This window comes from Streptomyces sp. NPDC053048 (assembly GCF_044547045.1).
Taxonomy (GTDB): domain Bacteria; phylum Actinomycetota; class Actinomycetes; order Streptomycetales; family Streptomycetaceae; genus Streptomyces.
In genome coordinates this window covers 336361-351979 of record NZ_JBITZS010000006.1, presented here as the reverse complement: position 1 = coordinate 351979, position 15619 = coordinate 336361, and the positions used below count along the sequence as shown (strand labels likewise).

At 72.9% G+C, this 15619-nt stretch carries 9 protein-coding genes and 1 pseudogene; 7 read left to right on the top strand and 3 right to left on the bottom strand.

Annotated features, from left to right (window positions below; translation table 11 throughout):
• The first annotated feature begins 23 nt into the window (after nt 1-23).
• Nucleotides 24-1151 (top strand): GuaB3 family IMP dehydrogenase-related protein, encoded by a 1128-nt coding sequence (locus ACIG36_RS18195; RefSeq protein WP_168093463.1) that lies wholly within the window; start codon nt 24-26, stop codon nt 1149-1151.
• A gap of 155 nt (nt 1152-1306) precedes the next feature.
• Nucleotides 1307-2458, top strand: coding sequence for a rod shape-determining protein (locus ACIG36_RS18190; RefSeq protein WP_399928407.1), 1152 nt, complete (start codon nt 1307-1309; stop codon nt 2456-2458).
• 21 nt (nt 2459-2479) lie between these two features.
• Here the strand turns inward: ACIG36_RS18190 and ACIG36_RS18185 are convergent, their stop codons facing one another.
• Nucleotides 2480-3751: a nucleotide sugar dehydrogenase gene (locus tag ACIG36_RS18185; protein ID WP_399928405.1), complete on the bottom strand. Its 1272-nt coding sequence runs from the start codon at nt 3749-3751 to the stop codon at nt 2480-2482.
• A 391-nt stretch (nt 3752-4142) separates the two neighbouring features.
• On the opposite strand from ACIG36_RS18185, the gene ACIG36_RS18180 reads away from it, so the two are divergent.
• Nucleotides 4143-5849 (top strand): glycerol-3-phosphate dehydrogenase/oxidase, encoded by a 1707-nt coding sequence (locus tag ACIG36_RS18180; protein ID WP_399928402.1) that lies wholly within the window; start codon nt 4143-4145, stop codon nt 5847-5849.
• 27 nt (nt 5850-5876) lie between these two features.
• Here ACIG36_RS18180 and ACIG36_RS18175 read toward each other — a convergent pair whose 3' ends face one another.
• Complete coding sequence (locus ACIG36_RS18175) at nt 5877-7028, bottom strand: serine hydrolase domain-containing protein (protein WP_399928399.1); 1152 nt, start codon at nt 7026-7028, stop codon at nt 5877-5879.
• Between the two features lie 114 nt (nt 7029-7142).
• Between ACIG36_RS18175 and ACIG36_RS18170 the strand changes: the two are divergent.
• Nucleotides 7143-8587 (top strand): annotated as a pseudogene (locus ACIG36_RS18170) (serine/threonine-protein kinase); the annotation flags it as partial.
• Between the two features lie 328 nt (nt 8588-8915).
• Nucleotides 8916-11429: a protein kinase gene (locus ACIG36_RS18165; RefSeq protein WP_399928396.1), complete on the top strand. Its 2514-nt coding sequence runs from the start codon at nt 8916-8918 to the stop codon at nt 11427-11429.
• A gap of 49 nt (nt 11430-11478) precedes the next feature.
• On the opposite strand, the gene ACIG36_RS18160 is transcribed toward ACIG36_RS18165, so the two are convergent.
• The gene (locus ACIG36_RS18160; protein ID WP_399928947.1) at nt 11479-13098 is read right to left on the bottom strand and encodes a class I adenylate-forming enzyme family protein; all 1620 of its coding nucleotides are present in this window, start codon (nt 13096-13098) and stop codon (nt 11479-11481) included.
• 138 nt (nt 13099-13236) lie between these two features.
• On the opposite strand from ACIG36_RS18160, the gene ACIG36_RS18155 reads away from it, so the two are divergent.
• Both ACIG36_RS18155 and ACIG36_RS18150 read left to right on the top strand, forming a co-directional pair.
• A complete protein-coding gene (locus ACIG36_RS18155) occupies nt 13237-14436 on the top strand; it encodes an amidohydrolase family protein (protein WP_399928394.1) in 1200 nt (399 codons plus the stop codon).
• 5 nt (nt 14437-14441) lie between these two features.
• Nucleotides 14442-15611, top strand: coding sequence for an acyl-CoA dehydrogenase family protein (locus tag ACIG36_RS18150; protein ID WP_399928945.1), 1170 nt, complete (start codon nt 14442-14444; stop codon nt 15609-15611).
• Nucleotides 15612-15619: the final 8 nt, after the last annotated feature.

The following is a 15619-nucleotide window of genomic DNA, read 5'->3' as shown; positions in this document are numbered from 1 at the left end:
AAGGAAAGTGAAAGGCCACAGACGTGACTGAGATCGAGATCGGGCGCGGCAAGCGCGGCCGCCGGGCGTACGCGTTCGACGACATCGCCGTCGTCCCGAGTCGCCGTACCCGCGACCCCAAGGAGGTCTCGATCGCCTGGCAGATCGACGCCTACCGCTTCGAGCTGCCGTTCCTGGCCGCCCCCATGGACTCGGTCGTCTCGCCCGAGACCGCCATCCGCATCGGCGAGCTGGGCGGCCTGGGCGTCCTGAACCTCGAGGGCCTGTGGACCCGCTACGAGGACCCGGAGCCGCTGCTCGCCGAGATCGCCGAGCTGGACGAGACCGCCGCGACCAAGCGCCTCCAGGAGATCTACGCCGAGCCGATCAAGGAAGAGCTGATCGGCCAGCGCATCAAGGAGGTCCGCGACTCCGGTGTCGTGACCGCCGCCGCGCTCTCCCCGCAGCGCACCGCGCAGTTCTCCAAGGCCGTCGTCGACGCCGGCGTGGACATCTTCGTGATCCGCGGGACGACCGTCTCCGCCGAGCACGTCTCCGGAGCCGCCGAACCGCTGAACCTCAAGCAGTTCATCTACGAGCTCGACGTGCCGGTCATCGTCGGCGGCTGCGCCACCTACACGGCCGCGCTGCACCTGATGCGTACGGGCGCCGCCGGTGTCCTCGTCGGCTTCGGTGGCGGCGCCGCGCACACCACCCGCAACGTCCTGGGCATCCAGGTCCCGATGGCGACCGCCGTCGCCGACGTGGCCGCCGCCCGCCGCGACTACATGGACGAGTCCGGCGGCCGCTACGTGCACGTCATCGCCGACGGCGGCGTGGGCTGGTCCGGCGACCTGCCCAAGGCCATCGCCTGCGGTGCCGACGCCGTCATGATGGGCTCCCCGCTCGCCCGCGCCACCGACGCGCCGGGCCGGGGCTTCCACTGGGGCATGGAGGCCGTCCACGAGGACGTGCCGCGCGGCAAGCGCATGAACCTGGGCACGGTCGGCTCCACCGAGGAGATCCTCACCGGTCCCTCGCACACCCCGGACGGCTCGATGAACATGTTCGGCGCCCTGCGCCGTGCGATGGCCACCACCGGCTACAGCGACCTCAAGGAGTTCCAGCGCGTCGAGGTGACGGTCGCTCCGTCGCAGCACGACAAGCGCTGACCTTCGGTCAGGAGGGCCCGGACCGCTTCGGCGGTCCGGGCCCTTTCCGTTTCCCGCGCCCGCCGGCGCTATTGCGCGCCGATCCGCCAAGGCCGTTGGCTCCGTATGCCGTTAGCTCCGTATAAAGGTTCGAGCATAGGGAATACTGGCGACTTATGGCGCAAAGCAAGTCGTTCAGCGGCAGGGACATGGGCATCGACCTCGGCACCGCGAACACGCTGGTGTACGTACGGGGGAAGGGAGTGGTGGTCAACGAGCCGTCGGTCGTCGCCGTCAACGCCGAGGACGGCAGCGTGCTGTCGGTCGGCTTCGAGGCGAAGGAGACCATCGGCCGCACTCCCTCCAACATCGTCGCCATCCGCCCGCTGCGGGACGGCGTCATAGCCGACTTCGAGATCGCCGAGCGGATGCTGCGGCACTTCATCAAGAAGGTCATGGGCAACCGCCGCTTCTCGCGCCCCCGCGTCGTGGTGTGCGTCCCCTCCGGCATCACCGGCGTCGAGCGCCGGGCCGTCATCGAGGCCGCCGCGGGCGCCGGGGCCCGTCAGGTGCACCTGGTCGAGGAGCCCATGGCGGCGGCGATCGGCGCGGGGCTGCCCGTCAGCGAACCGACCGGCTGCATGGTCGTCGACATCGGCGGCGGTACCACCGAGGTCGCCGTGATCTCGCTGGGCGGCATCGTCACCGCGCGCTCGGTGCGGACGGCGGGCGACGCGATGGACGCGGCCATCATGTCGTACATCAAGAAGGAGTACGCCCTCGCGATCGGCGAGCGCACCGCCGAGGAAATCAAGATGAGCATCGGCTCGGCCTCGCCCACCGGCTACTGGTCGCCGTCCGGGCTCACCGCCCTCACCAAGCAGCTGGAGCGCGACGGCGGCCCGGAGGGGGCGGGCGGCGACCCGGAGGAGACCCAGGGCCTGCGCCCCGGGGACCGTCTGCGGATCCGCGGCCGGGACCAGGTCAGCGGCCTGCCCAAGACGCTCGAGCTGACGGCCGACGAGATCCGGCACGCGCTGACCGAGCCGGTCGACGCGATCGTCATGGCCGTGCGCCAGACCCTCGACGAGACCCCGCCGGAGCTGTCCGGCGACATCATGGACCGGGGCATCGTCCTCACCGGCGGCGGCGCGCTGCTGCGCGGCCTGGACGTGCGGCTGAGCACGGAGCTCGACATCCCCGTCATCGTCGCCGACGACCCCCTCGACTGCGTCGCCGTCGGCACCGGGCGCTGCGTGGAGAACTTCGCGGCGCTGCGCACGGTCCTGGACGCCCAGCCGCGCATGCTGTCGACCGGGCGGCTGTAGGACGTCCTTCCCGGCGCGGCCCTAGAGACGGTGGGCCGCTCCGGCGGGGCTCGCGCCCCGGGTGTCCAGCAGGAGCTGGGCCTTGACCGTGAGCCCCTGCAGGTCGTACGAGCGGTGGTGCTGCAGAAGCACCGTCAGGTCGGCGGCGGCCGCGGCCTCCAGGGGGCAGTCGGCGCGCGGCACGGGCTTGCCCAGGACGCGCCACTGCGGGACGTGCGGGTCGTGGTAGGTGAGCTGGGCGCCCATCTCCATCAGCCGGGAGGCGATCTCGCGGGCGGGCGATCCCTCCTGGTCGCCCACGTCGGCCTTGTAGCCGACGCCCAGCAGCAGCACGCGGGCGCCTCGTGCCGACTTGCCGTGCTCGTTGAGCAGCGTGGCGCAGCGCTGGATGACGTAGCGCGGCATCCGGCCGTTGACCTCCTGCGCCAGCTCGACCATGCGCAGCGGATAGCCGAGGCTGCGGCCCTTGTAGGAGATGTAGTTGGGGTCGATGGGCACGCCGTGGCCGCCCACCCCGGGCCCCGGGCGGAAGGCCTGGAAGCCGAACGGCTTGGTCTCGGCGCAGCGCACGACGTCCCAGAGGTCCACGCCGATGTCGTGGCAGAAGACCGCCATCTCGTTGGCGAGCGCGATGTTGACGTGCCGGTAGTTGATCTCGAGGACCTTGACCGCCTCGGCCTCCCGGGGGCCGCGGGCGCGGACGACGCGTTCGCAGACGCGCCCGTAGAAGGCGGCGGCCGCCTCCGTGCACGCGGGCGTGAGGCCGCCGATGACCTTGGGGGTGTTGGAGTAGCCGTAGTGGCGGTTGCCGGGGTCGAGGCGGCTGGGGGAGTAGGCGAGGTGGAAGTCGTGGCCCGCGCGCAGCCCGGAGCCCGCCTCGAGGACGGGGCGCAGGAAGTCCTCGGTGGTGCCCGGGTAGACGGCCGACTCCAGCAGCACGGTGGTGCGCGGGCGCAGCCTGGCCGCCAGGACGCGGGCCGCCTCGTCGATGGCGCTCAGGTCCAGGGCCCGGTCCTCGCCCAGCCGGGTGGGGGCGCAGATCACGGCCGTACGGACCCTGCCGAGCTCGGCGGGGTCGGTCGTGGCGCGGAATCCGGCGGAGAGCATGCGGCGGATTCCGGCGGCGGTCAGGGATCTGTCGCAGACATCGGCGGGCACCCGGCCGGCCCGGAGCTCGGCGACGGTGCGGGGGTCGGTGTCGTAGCCGACGGTGGGGATGGCGGCGGCGGTGGCGGCCTGGGCGAGGGGGAGTCCGAGGTGGCCGAGACCGATGACGGCGAGATCTGCGGGCATGGGGGGATGCGGTCCTTCCCGGAGGGGATTACCGGCCGGTTTCCGGCGGGGTAGGCCGTTACATCAGGTTAGGCGGATATATGACTGTTTTCCCGTATTGCCATGGGAGAGTCGGTGCCGCGCCGACGGATCGTGGGGTGGATCCGGGGTGACGTCCGGAGGTGGGCCCGGGACGACGCCCGCGGGCGCGCCTGGGATGACGCCCCGGGGTGAACCCGCGTCGGCGGGGGTGGCTTCGGGCGTCCGGCCCGGCCCGCGCGGCCGATCTGGGGCAGCATCGAAGGAGGACGGCCCGTCGTCCGGCGCGACGAGGGTGCACCGGGCGGCGTGCGGCACCGGCAGTGACGGGTCACCGGCGACGGCCGCGACAGCGGTCAGGCGGGAGGCAGTGGTGAGGACAGCGACACTCGGGCCGGCCGAGCGCGGCGAGGCGCTCGCCCGGATGGCGGAGCGGGAACTGGACATCCTGGTGGTCGGCGCCGGCGTCGTCGGCGCGGGCACCGCGCTGGACGCGGCCACCCGGGGGCTGACGACCGGGCTCGTCGAGGCGCGGGACTGGGCGGCGGGCACCTCCAGCCGGTCCAGCAAGCTCATCCACGGCGGGCTGCGCTACCTGGAGATGCTCGACTTCGCCCTGGTGCGCGAGGCCCTCAAGGAGCGCGGGCTGCTGCTGCAGCGGCTGGCGCCCCACCTGGTGAAGCCGGTGCCCTTCCTCTACCCGCTCCAGCACCGGGGCTGGGAGCGCTTCTACGCCGGCGCCGGCGTGGCCCTCTACGACGCGATGTCCGTCTCCTCCGGCCACGGCCGCGGGCTGCCCACGCACCGTCACCTCACCCGCGGCAAGGCGCTGCGGGTCGCGCCCTGCCTGCGCAAGGACGCGCTGATCGGCGCCCTGCAGTACTACGACGCCCAGATGGACGACGCCCGCTACGTCACCACCCTCGTGCGCACCGCGGCCGCCTACGGCGCCGACGCCGCCAACCGGGCCCGGGTCGTCGGATTCCTGCGCGAGGGCGAGCGCGTGGTGGGGGCCCGGGTGCGCGACCTGGAGCAGGGCGGCGAGTTCGAGATCCGGGCCCGGCAGATCGTCAACGCCACCGGGGTGTGGACGGACGACACCCAGCAGCTCATCGCCGAACGCGGCCAGTTCCACGTACGCGCCTCCAAGGGCATCCACCTGGTCGTGCCGAAGGACCGCATCCACTCCACCACCGGCCTCATCCTGCGCACCGAGAAGAGCGTGCTCTTCGTGATCCCGTGGGGCAGGCACTGGATCATCGGCACCACGGACACCGACTGGGACCTCGACAAGGCCCACCCCGCCGCCTCCAGCGCCGACATCGACTACCTGCTGGAGCACGTGAACTCGGTGCTCGCCGTGCCGCTGACGAGGGACGACGTCCAGGGCGTGTACGCCGGGCTGCGCCCCCTGCTGGCCGGCGAGTCGGACGCGACCAGCAAGCTCTCGCGCGAGCACACCGTGGCGCACCCGGTGCCGGGCCTGGTGGTCGTCGCGGGCGGCAAGTACACGACGTACCGGGTGATGGCCAAGGACGCCGTGGACGAGGCGGTCCACGGCCTCGCGCAGCGGGTGGCCGACTGTGTCACCGAGGACGTGCCGCTGGTCGGCGCCGAGGGCTACCGGGCGCTGTGGAACGGCCGCGCACAGCTCGCACGGCGCACGGGCCTGCACGTCGCGCGCGTGGAGCACCTGCTCAACCGGTACGGCTCGCTGGTGGACGAGGTGCTGTCCTACGTACTGGCCGACCCCTCCCTGGGTGAGCCGCTGACCGGCGCCGAGGACTATCTGCGGGCGGAGGTCGTCTACGCCGCCTCGCACGAGGGGGCGCGCCACCTGGACGACGTGCTCACGCGGCGGACGCGGATCTCCATCGAGACCTTCGACCGCGGGACGCGCAGTGCCCGTGAGGCCGCCGAGCTGATCGCCCCCGTGCTGGGGTGGGACGCGGCGCAGATCGACAAGGAGGTCGAGCACTACGAGAAGCGGGTGGAGGCGGAGCGCGAGTCGCAGCGGCAGCCCGACGACCTGACGGCGGACGCGGCCCGGCTGGGCGCGCCGGAGATCCAGCCCATCTGAGGGGTACCGCCCGGAACTCGGACACGCTCAAGCGCCGGTCGGGCAGAACGCGGCACGCAGAAGCCGTGTTTCGGCCCTTTGGGGGATGTGCGTGTCGCTGTTGGTGCGGTAGCTGACCACGCGTCGCCCGTCGGCGGTGCCCAGGGTCTGCACGTACGAGCCGTTGATCTCGCCGTTGTGGCCCCACACGGTGCGGTGGCAGGGCAGCCGGACGGGGAACAGTCCCATGCCGTACCGGCCGCCGGACGCCGTGGTGTCGCGCATCGCGCGCAGCTGAGGCGGCGGCAGCAGCGCGCCGCCGAGCAGGGCCGCGAAGAAGCGGTTGAGGTCGGGAAGGGTGGAGACCAGCTCACCGGCGGCCCCCGCGGCGGAGGGATTGAGGTCGGTGACGTCGGTGAGGGCGTCCGCGCGCAGACGCCCTGACGCGCTGTACGCCCGGCCGTGCGGTGCCGGCAGCGTGAGCCGGACGCCGGGGAAGGTGGTGCCGGCGAGGCGCAAGGGGGTGATGACCCGGCGGCGGGCCTCGGCGGCGTAGGAATGGCCGGTGACCTGACGGATGACCATACCGAGCAGTAGGTACCCCGTGTTGGAGTAGCCGTAGCGCTGTCCGGGTGGTGCGTACGGCGGGTGCGCGAGCGCGGTCCGCAGCAGCGCGTCGGGCGTGTGGGACTCGTAGCGGTGCGTGGCGAAGCCCTGGCCGAAGACGCGGCGGCCGAAGGGCCGGTCATCGGTGTAGGAGAAGAGCCCACTGGTGTGCGTGAGGAGTTGACGGACGGTGACCGGGGGCCCGCCGGCCCCGGCCCGGTGGAGGGCGGCGGCGGCCGCCGCCGGGAGGTGCTCGGCGGCCGGATCGTCCAGGTTCAGCCGGCGTTCGGCGGCGAGCTGGAGGACGACGACGGCGATGACCGTCTTGGTGATACTCCCGGCCCGGAAGCGATCCGTGAGGCGGATGGGGCGTCCGGTCCGTAGGTCCGCGACGCCCGCCGTGCTGAACCGGGCCGCACCATGAGCGTCCTGTGACAGCTGCGCCGCGCCTGGAACCGTACGCTCCGAAACCAGGTCCCCTACAGGGGAGCGGGCGGCGACGCCGCCGCGTCCCGTCGTCACGAAAACCGCCACGACGCAGGTCAGAGCGGCCATGGCCGCCATGAGGCGCGGGAGGGCGGAACGCGTCGGCACGCGCTCATCATCCATGGCCTCTCGGACCCTGGCCTTCCGCCGGTCCGCGGATGAGAGACAATGGTCGCTCTGCCAGGGTCGGTTGGTCGCAGAGCTGATTGCCAGAGGGGACGCATGTCGGAGGCGGAGCAGACGCAGGGCACGGCAGGGCGCCTCCTCGCCGGGCGATACCGCCTCGGGGACGTCCTCGGGCGCGGTGGCATGGGCACGGTCTGGCGGGCGACGGACGAAACCCTGGGCCGGGTCGTCGCGGTGAAGGAGCTGCGCTTCCCCGCCAACATCGACGAGGACGAGAAGCGACGCCTCATCACGCGCACTCTGCGTGAGGCCAAGGCCATTGCCCGTATCCGCAGCGCCGGCGCGGTCACCGTCTACGACGTCGTCCACGAGGACGACCGTCCGTGGATCGTCATGGAGCTCATCGAGGGCCGCTCGCTCGCCGACGTCATCCGCGAGGACGGACCGCTGAAGTGGCGCAGAGCCGCCGAGGTCGGCCTCGCCGTCCTCGACGTGCTGCGCGCCGCGCACCGCGAGGGCATCCTGCACCGCGACGTGAAGCCCTCCAACGTGCTCATCGCGGACGACGGCCGCGTCGTCCTCACCGACTTCGGGATCGCCCAGGTCGAGGGCGACCCGTCGGTCACCTCGACCGGCATGCTCGTCGGTGCCCCCTCGTACATATCCCCCGAGCGGGCCCGCGGCCAGAAGCCCGGCCCCCGGCCGACCTGTGGTCGCTGGGCGGCCTGCTCTACGCGGCCGTCGAGGGTGTCCCGCCGTACGACAAGGGGTCGGCCATAGCGACCCTCACCGCCGTCATGACCGAGCCCCTGGGGCCGCCGCGCAACGCCGGCCCGCTGGCCGAGGTGATGTACGGACTGCTCGCCAAGGACCCGCAGAAGCGGCTCGACGAGGCCGGCGCGCGGGCGCTGCTGACGGACGCCGTCAACGCCCCCGACGAGCGCCTTCCCAAGCCGCCCGAGCCCACCCCCGACCTGGACGCCACCCAGGCCATCGTCATGCCGTCCATACCGGAGAAGCCCTCCCCGTCCTCGTCGGCGGGCCGATCGTCGTCCAAGGCGAAGAAGGACGGCTACGGCAAGGGCGGCTACGGCGGCTACACGGGCGGCCGGTCGTCGGGGTCGTCGCCCGCGGCCGGTTCCTCCTCCTCCGCCGCCTCTGCTTCTGCCTCTGCCTCGTCCGGGGCGTCCGTCAGGTCGTCGTCCCCGGTCTCCGCCAGGAGCTCGCGTCCGGGTGACGCGGCCACGGAGCGCACGCGGGGAGCGTTCCGCCCGCTGCGCGACGACACTCCGTCGAGCTCGTCCGTCACCGCCGAGCCCGAAGGGTCCGCGCAGCCCGTGAAGCTGCGGGTGGACAGCGTCGCCGCCGGCGCCCGCGCCAACCGGGGCGGCCGGGTCACCACGTACGGCCGCGCGTCGATCACCGACGTCGTGCCGCGCCGCGTGCTGCTCATCGCGGCGGTCGTCGTCGTGCTGGCCGTCATCGGCACCGTGCTCGCCCTCGCCCTGAGCGGCGGCGACAAGGACGAGAACGGCAAGGGCGGTTCCACCACCCCGCACAAGAAGGCCTCGGTCTCGTCGGTGACGTCCGTGTACGGCACCCCGGCCGACGGCACGCGCGACGTTCCGCGCGCAAACTGACCGTACCGACACCCTGAGCCGGTCGGGGACCGGTCCGCAGGCATACCCGGTGCCGGGCCGGGGGACGTACTGAGCCGTACGGGCCCGAAGGGGCGGGTTCGGCACGTATCGTGAGTCGTCGTGGACCGTACGCAGCCGCAATAAGCGTGGAACGACCGCCTTTGATGGTCGTTCGGGCAATGGTGGGCGGATCGCACGTTCGGGCGGATCGCACGTTTGGGGAGGCGTCGTGGACGACTACGCGGGCCGGGTGCTCGCCGACCGCTACCGCCTGCCGCTGCCACCTTCCGAGGCGTTCGAACTCGTGGAGACCCGGGCCTTCGACACATACAGCGGTCAGGAGGTCCTGGTCCGGCAGATTCCGCTGCCCGAGCTCGTGGACGCCGACGTCGTGGGCGACGGGGGCGCATACGGAACCGGGGCCGGGACAGGGTCCGGAACCGTGGCCCGGGGCCGGCCCGGGGGCAGAGCGGGCGGCGGGGGCACGGGCCGGCCGGCCCAGGGCACCGGCGACCCGGCGGTGCGCCGCGCGCTGGCGGCCGCGACCGCCGCCGCGCAGATCCCCGACCATCCCCGGCTCGACCAGGTCTTCCACGTCTTCGCCGAGGCGGGCAGCCTGTGGATCGTCAGCGAGTTCGTCTCCGCCCGGCCGCTCGCCGCGCTCCTCGCCGAGCGCACCCTCACCCCGCACCGCGCCGCCGAGGTCGCCGCCGACGTCCTCACCGCCCTGCGCGCCCTTCACTCCCAGGGCTGGACCCACCGCAACATCACCGCCCGCACCGTCCTCATCTGCGACGACGGCCGTGCCATTCTCACGGGCCTGGCCGCCGGCGCGGCCGAGGAGGCCCTGTGCGGCTACGACCCCGTCCCTCGCACACCTCCAGTGGTTCCGGCGGTCCCTGGGGTCCCAGCGGTTCCAGGGGTCCCGGGACCGTCGTACCCCTCGGCAGGTGCCGTCGGCCAAGGGGGCCTTGCCGGCCGTGGCCGGCCCACCCCGGCCGGCGGGCCCGCCCGTGGGGACGCCGGCGACGGGGACGCCTCGCGTAACGCCCGCGCGGTGCGTTCCGGTGCCATCGCCGCGTACCACGCGGCGGCCCGTGCCGCCGCCGCGCGCGCGGCGGCCGAGGCCACATCCGTACCGGCGGCCGGAGCATCCACCTGGGGCGGTGGAAGCGCCGCCAGTGGCACGGCGCCCGCGCCCGGCTCCACCCCGCCGCGGAGCCCGGACACCCTGCTGCACGGCCCCTCGTCCGGCCGCGGCGGCCGTCCCGGCACCGGAACGGCCGCGCCGGAGCCCGGCCCGGCCCACCCCACGCCGCCCGCCGTCGCAGGCGAGCTCCGGCCCGAAGCCCTCTCTGTCCCCTCCCCGGGGCCGGCGGAGGGGTGGGGCCATGCCGGAGGTCCCGGCAGCGCCCTGGCCGCCGAGCGGGCCCGGCAGGCGCGCATGGTCGTGGTGGGCGCCGTCACCGAGCGCTGGGCACCCGAGCAGGCCTGGCCGGTCCAGGAGAACTGGCAGCTCGCGCCCCCCGTCGGGCCCGCGGCCGACCTGTGGGCGCTGGGCGCGCTGCTCTTCCGCGTCGTGCAGGGGCACGCCCCCTACCCGGAGGACAGCACCGCCGAGCTCGTGCAGATCGTCTGCGCCGAACCTCCCGCGTACGCCGAGGAATGCGGCGCGCTGCGGCCCGTCGTCGAGTCCCTGATGCGCAAGGACCCGGCCGAGCGCCCGGAGTTCGAGGAACTGCGGGGCTGGCTCCGCTCGCTCATCCGGTCGGCCCCGGAGCCGGACATCGGCAGCCGCACGGTCACCGTGCCGTCGCTCGGTACGCCCGCCTCCACCGACGCGCGCCGGCTGCCTGTCGTCCGGCGGCGCGGCGAAGTCGCCCGCCGCCGGCGCGGCCGCGCCTCCTCGGAGACGGCGGCGGCCGCACACGGACGGCACAAGCGAACGGCCAAGGACCAGGGCCGGGCCCCGCAGGCCCACGAGCGCGGCCGGTTCCACACCGTGGGGCACCTCCGCGAGGAGCGGGTGGACACCGCACCGTCCCCCCACCGTCTGGGCCGGATGCTGCTCGGCCTGATCCTGCTCACCCTGATCGCGGCCGTGCTGTACGCGCTGCTGTTCATGCCACGCGCGGAGGAGAGCGCGGGGCAGGCGCCGACGGACCGCACCGGCACCCCGGAAGCGCTGAGCGCCGCCCCCAACTATCCCGGCTCCGCCGGACGGGTGGGCCAGACCGCCGCCTCCGGAGCGCAGGACGAGCGCACCGGCGGGTCCGGGAGGTCCGGCGGTGTCGCCAAGGGGTTCACCCTGCGCAAGGACGCCAAGGGCTTCACCGTGGCCGTCGCCGAGGGCTGGCAGCGCCGGGGCGAGAACGAGCGGGGTCAGGTCGTCTACGTCGGCGGCGACTACGAGCTGATCGTGGTGCCGGGGCGGGACAAGGTGTCGGAGTTCGGCAGCGACCCGATGGCCTACCAGCAGGACAAGGAGCCCGAGCTGGCCCCGTACCGTTCCTCGTCCTGGTCCGGCTCCTCCGGCCTGCGCCGCAGCGACGTGGGCGGCGCGGCGGCGGAGGGCGCCTTCAACTGGAACGACAGCAGCGGCCGGCAGGTCTATGTGCGCAACGCCGCGATGATCCGGGCCGACCGCTATCACCTGCTGCTGGTCAGGGGCCCGATGGACGAACAGCGCTCGGTGGACGCCTTCTTCGAGCAGGCCGTGGGCACGTACCGGGCCCACGGCTGAGGTCCGGCTGAGGCTGAGGCCGGCCGCCCCCCCGGCCGCCCCCGGTCGGTCAGCTGGTGAAGCGCTCCCGCAGCTTGTACTTGAGGACCTTGCGCAGCGTGTCGTTGCGCGGCAGCGCGTCGACGGTCTCCAGCTGCTCGGGCAGCTTGTGCACGGCCAGCCCCGCCTTGCGCAGGTGGGCGGTCACCTCGCCCAGGGTCAGGGGCGCCGCTCCCGGGGGTTGTTCGACGACCGCGCAGACCCGCTCGCCGCGCGCGGCGTCGGGCAGGCCGATCACGGCGACATCGGCCACGCCCGGCAGCCCGTGGAGGAGCTGCTCGATCTCCTGGGCCGAGATGTTCTCGCCCTTGCGGATGATGATGTCCTTCGCTCGCCCGGTGAGCACGAGGTAGCCGTCCTCGGTGAGGTGTCCGAGGTCGCCGGTGATGAGCCGGCCGCCGGCGTCGAACGCCTCGGCGGTCCGCTCGGGATCGAGGTAGCCCCGGCAGACGGCCTCGCCCCGCAGCCGTATCTCCCCGTCCGTACCGGCCGGCACCGGTTCGCCGTCGGGTCCGACGACATGGATTTCCATGCCCGCGGGCGGCCTGCCCTCCGTGGTAGCCAGCCTGTCCGCCGGGTCGTTCGGGGAACCCATGGTGATCATCGGGGCCTCGGTCATGCCGTACCCGTGCGCGAGCGCGCACCCCAGCTCGCGGACGACCTCGCCGTACATTTCGGGTGGCCGGGGCGCGCCGCCGCCCGCCATGAGGCGCAGGGTGGGGATGAGCCTGCGGCCGGGATCCTTGCGCTGCTCGGCGAGGAACATCGAGTAGAACGGCGTCGACCCGCCCGCCACCGTCACGCCGTGGCGGCGGTAGGCGCCCAGCGAGCCCGGCAGGGAGAAGTACTCCAGCAGAAGGGCCGGGAAGCCCCGCAGGAGAACGGTGACGGTGTAGTCGGGGCCCGCCACGTGCGCGTACGGGAAGGCCATCGAACCGACGTCGTCGGACGTGAGGCCGAGTGCGTCGGCGAGACAGGCCCCTGAGGCGATGAGGCTTCGGTCGGTGTGCAGGGCGCCCTTGGGCTCGCTGGTCGTTCCGGACGTCCAGTACACCCAGCGGACGTCCGTGCCCCGGGCGGGCGGGGGCGGCAGAAGCGCCGGGTCGGCCTCCGGCAGTGCGTCGTAGGCGGTGAACACCAGCGGCGGATCGGGAAGCGTCAGGGCGAGCCGGTGGGCCATCGCCGTGTGGTCGAAGCCCCGCCACACACCCGGTACCGCGAAGAACTCGGCTTCGGTGGCCCGCAGCGCGTGGCCCACCTCGCGGTCGCGGCAGTAGGGGATGAGCGGCGTCTGGAGAGCGCCCAGGCGGGCCAGTGCGAGGCTGAGGACGACGGTCTCGATGCGCGTGGGCAACTGCCAGGCCACGCGGCTTCCCGGCCGGAGCCCCAGGGTGTGCAGCCAGGCGGCGACGCCTTCGGCCCTCTCGCGCAGGCCGCCGAACGTCAGGCGGCGGTCGTCGCCGGGCGCGCTTGCGGTGCTGCCGGCCGGCGCATCGGGCGGCCCGGGTGCCTCCGGCGGTTCGTCGGCCTGGATCAGCGCCGGAGCGTCGGGGGTGAGGGCGGCACGCCGCTCGAGGAGTTCCCACAGGGTGTGCGAGCGGGCGAGGTCCCGGTCGGTGCCGGACTGCATGGCGGCCTCCGCACTGAACTGACGTGCTGTCATGTAGGGCGGGAGCGTAGGGCGTCACACCTTGTCGGTCCAGGGGGTGCGGGCTAGCCTCCGCAAGAGAACTGACGGAGCGTCAGATAGTAGAGGGGAGTCGTCCTCATGGAGCTGCCGCGCATCGTCAGCGTCGACGACCACGTCATCGAGCCGGCCCACCTCTTCGACAGCTGGCTGCCCGCCAAATACCGTGACCGCGGACCCCGGTCCGTCACCACCGGTATCGGTGAGCTGGTGTACACCGGCGGCAAGTATCGCGTCACCATGGACCCGGACGGGCCGCCGGCCGACTGGTGGGTCTACGAGGACCTCCGCTTCCCCTACAAGCGCAACATCGCCGCCGTGGGATTCGACCGCGACGACATGACCCTGGAGGGCATCACCCGGGAGGAAATGCGGCCGGGCTGCTGGGATCCGGCGGAGCGCCTGAAGGACATGGACCTCAACCATGTCGAGGCGTCCCTGTGCTTCCCGACCTTCCCCCGCTTCTGCGGCCAGACCTTCGCCGAGGCGCGTGACAAGGAGGTCGCTCTCGCCTGCGTCCGCGCCTACAACGACTGGATGGTCGAGGAATGGTGCGGTGACAGCGGCGGCCGGCTCATTCCGCTGTGCATCGTCCCGCTGTGGGACATCGGCCTCGCCGTCGCGGAGATCCGGCGCAACGCGGCCCGCGGCGTGCGGGCCATGACCTTCAGCGAGCTTCCCACCCACCTGGGCCTGCCCAGCATCCACAGCGGCTACTGGGATCCCCTCTTCGCCGTCTGCCAGGAGACCGGCACCGTCGTCAACATGCACATCGGCTCCTCCTCGCAGATGCCCGCCGCCTCCCCCGACGCACCGGTCGCCGTGCAGGCGACCCTGTCCTTCAACAACGCCATGGCATCGATGTCGGACTTCCTCTTCAGCGGCGTCCTGGTCCGCTTCCCCGGCCTCAAACTGGCCTACAGCGAGGGCCAGATGGGCTGGATCCCCTACGCCCTCGAGCGCGCGGACGACGTCTGGCGGGAGCACCGCGCCTGGGGCGGCGTACGCGACCTGATCCCCGAACCTCCCTCCACCTACTACTACCGGCAGATCTTCTGCTGCTTCTTCCGCGACAAGCACGGGATCGCCTCACTCGACGCCGTGGGCCGCGACAACGCCACCTTCGAGACCGACTACCCCCATGTGGACTCCACCTTTCCGCACACCAAGGAGGTGGCCCTCGACCACGTACGGGGTCTGGACGAGGAGACCGTCCACAAACTCATGCGCGGCAACGCCATCCGGATGCTCGGCCTGGACCTCGACGACACGGACGCGTGAGCGCCATGGACCTCACCCTCAGCGCGGAGGACGAGGACTTCCGCCGGCAGCTGCGCGCCTGGCTGCGCCGGACGCTGCCCACGCTGCCCCCCAAGCCGTCCCCCGCGAACTGGCCCGCCCGCCGCGCCTACGACTGCGCGTGGCAACGCGCCCTGTACGACGCCGGTTACGCGGGCCTGCACTGGCCCGCCGACTCCGGCGGCCGGGGCGCCACCCCCACCCAGCACCTGATCTTCCTCGAGGAGACCGAGCGCGCCGGAGCCCCCTACGTGGGCGCCAACTTCGTGGGCCTGCTGCATGCAGGGCCCACCATCGCCGTCGATGGCACCGCCGCCCAGCGGGCCCGCTGGCTGCCACCCGTCCTGCGCGGCGAGGAGGTGTGGTGCCAGGGCTTCTCGGAGCCCGAGGCCGGCTCCGACCTCGCTTCCCTGCGCACTCGCGCGGTGCGCGACGGCGACGCGTACGTCGTCACCGGCAGCAAGATCTGGACCTCGCACGCCGAGGTCGCCGACTGGTGCGAACTCCTCGTCCGCACCGACCCCTCCACCCCGGGCCATCGCGGCCTGACCTGGCTCGCGATGCGCATGGACACCCCCGGTGTGACCGTGCGCCCGCTGCGCACCCTGGCCGGTTCCACGGAGTTCGCCGAGGTGTTCCTCGACGAGGTGCGGGTGCCGGTCGCCCATCGCGTGGGGGCCGAGAACGACGGCTGGCGCGTCACCATGGTCACCCTCTCCTTCGAGCGCGGCACCGCCTTCGCCGGGGAGGTCGTCGCCTGCCGCCGCACCGTGGCGCTGCTCGCCCGAACGGCAAAGGAGAACGGGCGCTGGGACGATGCCGTGCTCCGCCGGGCACTGGGACGTCTGAACGCCGAATTCTCTGCGCTGTGGCGGCTTGCCCAGTGGAATGCGAGCGAGGCCGAGCACGGGCTTCGCACCGGTGGCAGCGGAGTGCCGGGGGTGGGGGCCTCGGTCTTCAAGTTGCGCTATTCCAGGGCCCGTCAAGATCTGTACGACACGGCGGCCGACATCCTCGGGCCCCTGTCGCTGGACACCGCACACGAGTGGACCCTCGAGCGTCTCTCCTCTCTCTCGTACACCATCGCCGCCGGTACGACCCAGATCCAGCAGAACATCATTGCCGAGCGCATGCTCGGTCTTCCCAGAGGGCGGTGAGAGCGATC

What these genes read in the sequence shown, in the direction of transcription:
- ACIG36_RS18185 (WP_399928405.1), bottom strand. Translation starts at nt 3,751, where the DNA reads ATGCCCGCAGATCTCGCCGTCATCGGTCTCGGCCACCTCGGACTCCCC.
- ACIG36_RS18150 (WP_399928945.1), top strand. Translation starts at nt 14,442, where the DNA reads ATGGACCTCACCCTCAGCGCGGAGGACGAGGACTTCCGCCGGCAGCTG.
- ACIG36_RS18160 (WP_399928947.1), bottom strand. Translation starts at nt 13,098, where the DNA reads ATGCAGTCCGGCACCGACCGGGACCTCGCCCGCTCGCACACCCTGTGG.
- ACIG36_RS18190 (WP_399928407.1), top strand. Translation starts at nt 1,307, where the DNA reads ATGGCGCAAAGCAAGTCGTTCAGCGGCAGGGACATGGGCATCGACCTC.
- ACIG36_RS18155 (WP_399928394.1), top strand. Translation starts at nt 13,237, where the DNA reads ATGGAGCTGCCGCGCATCGTCAGCGTCGACGACCACGTCATCGAGCCG.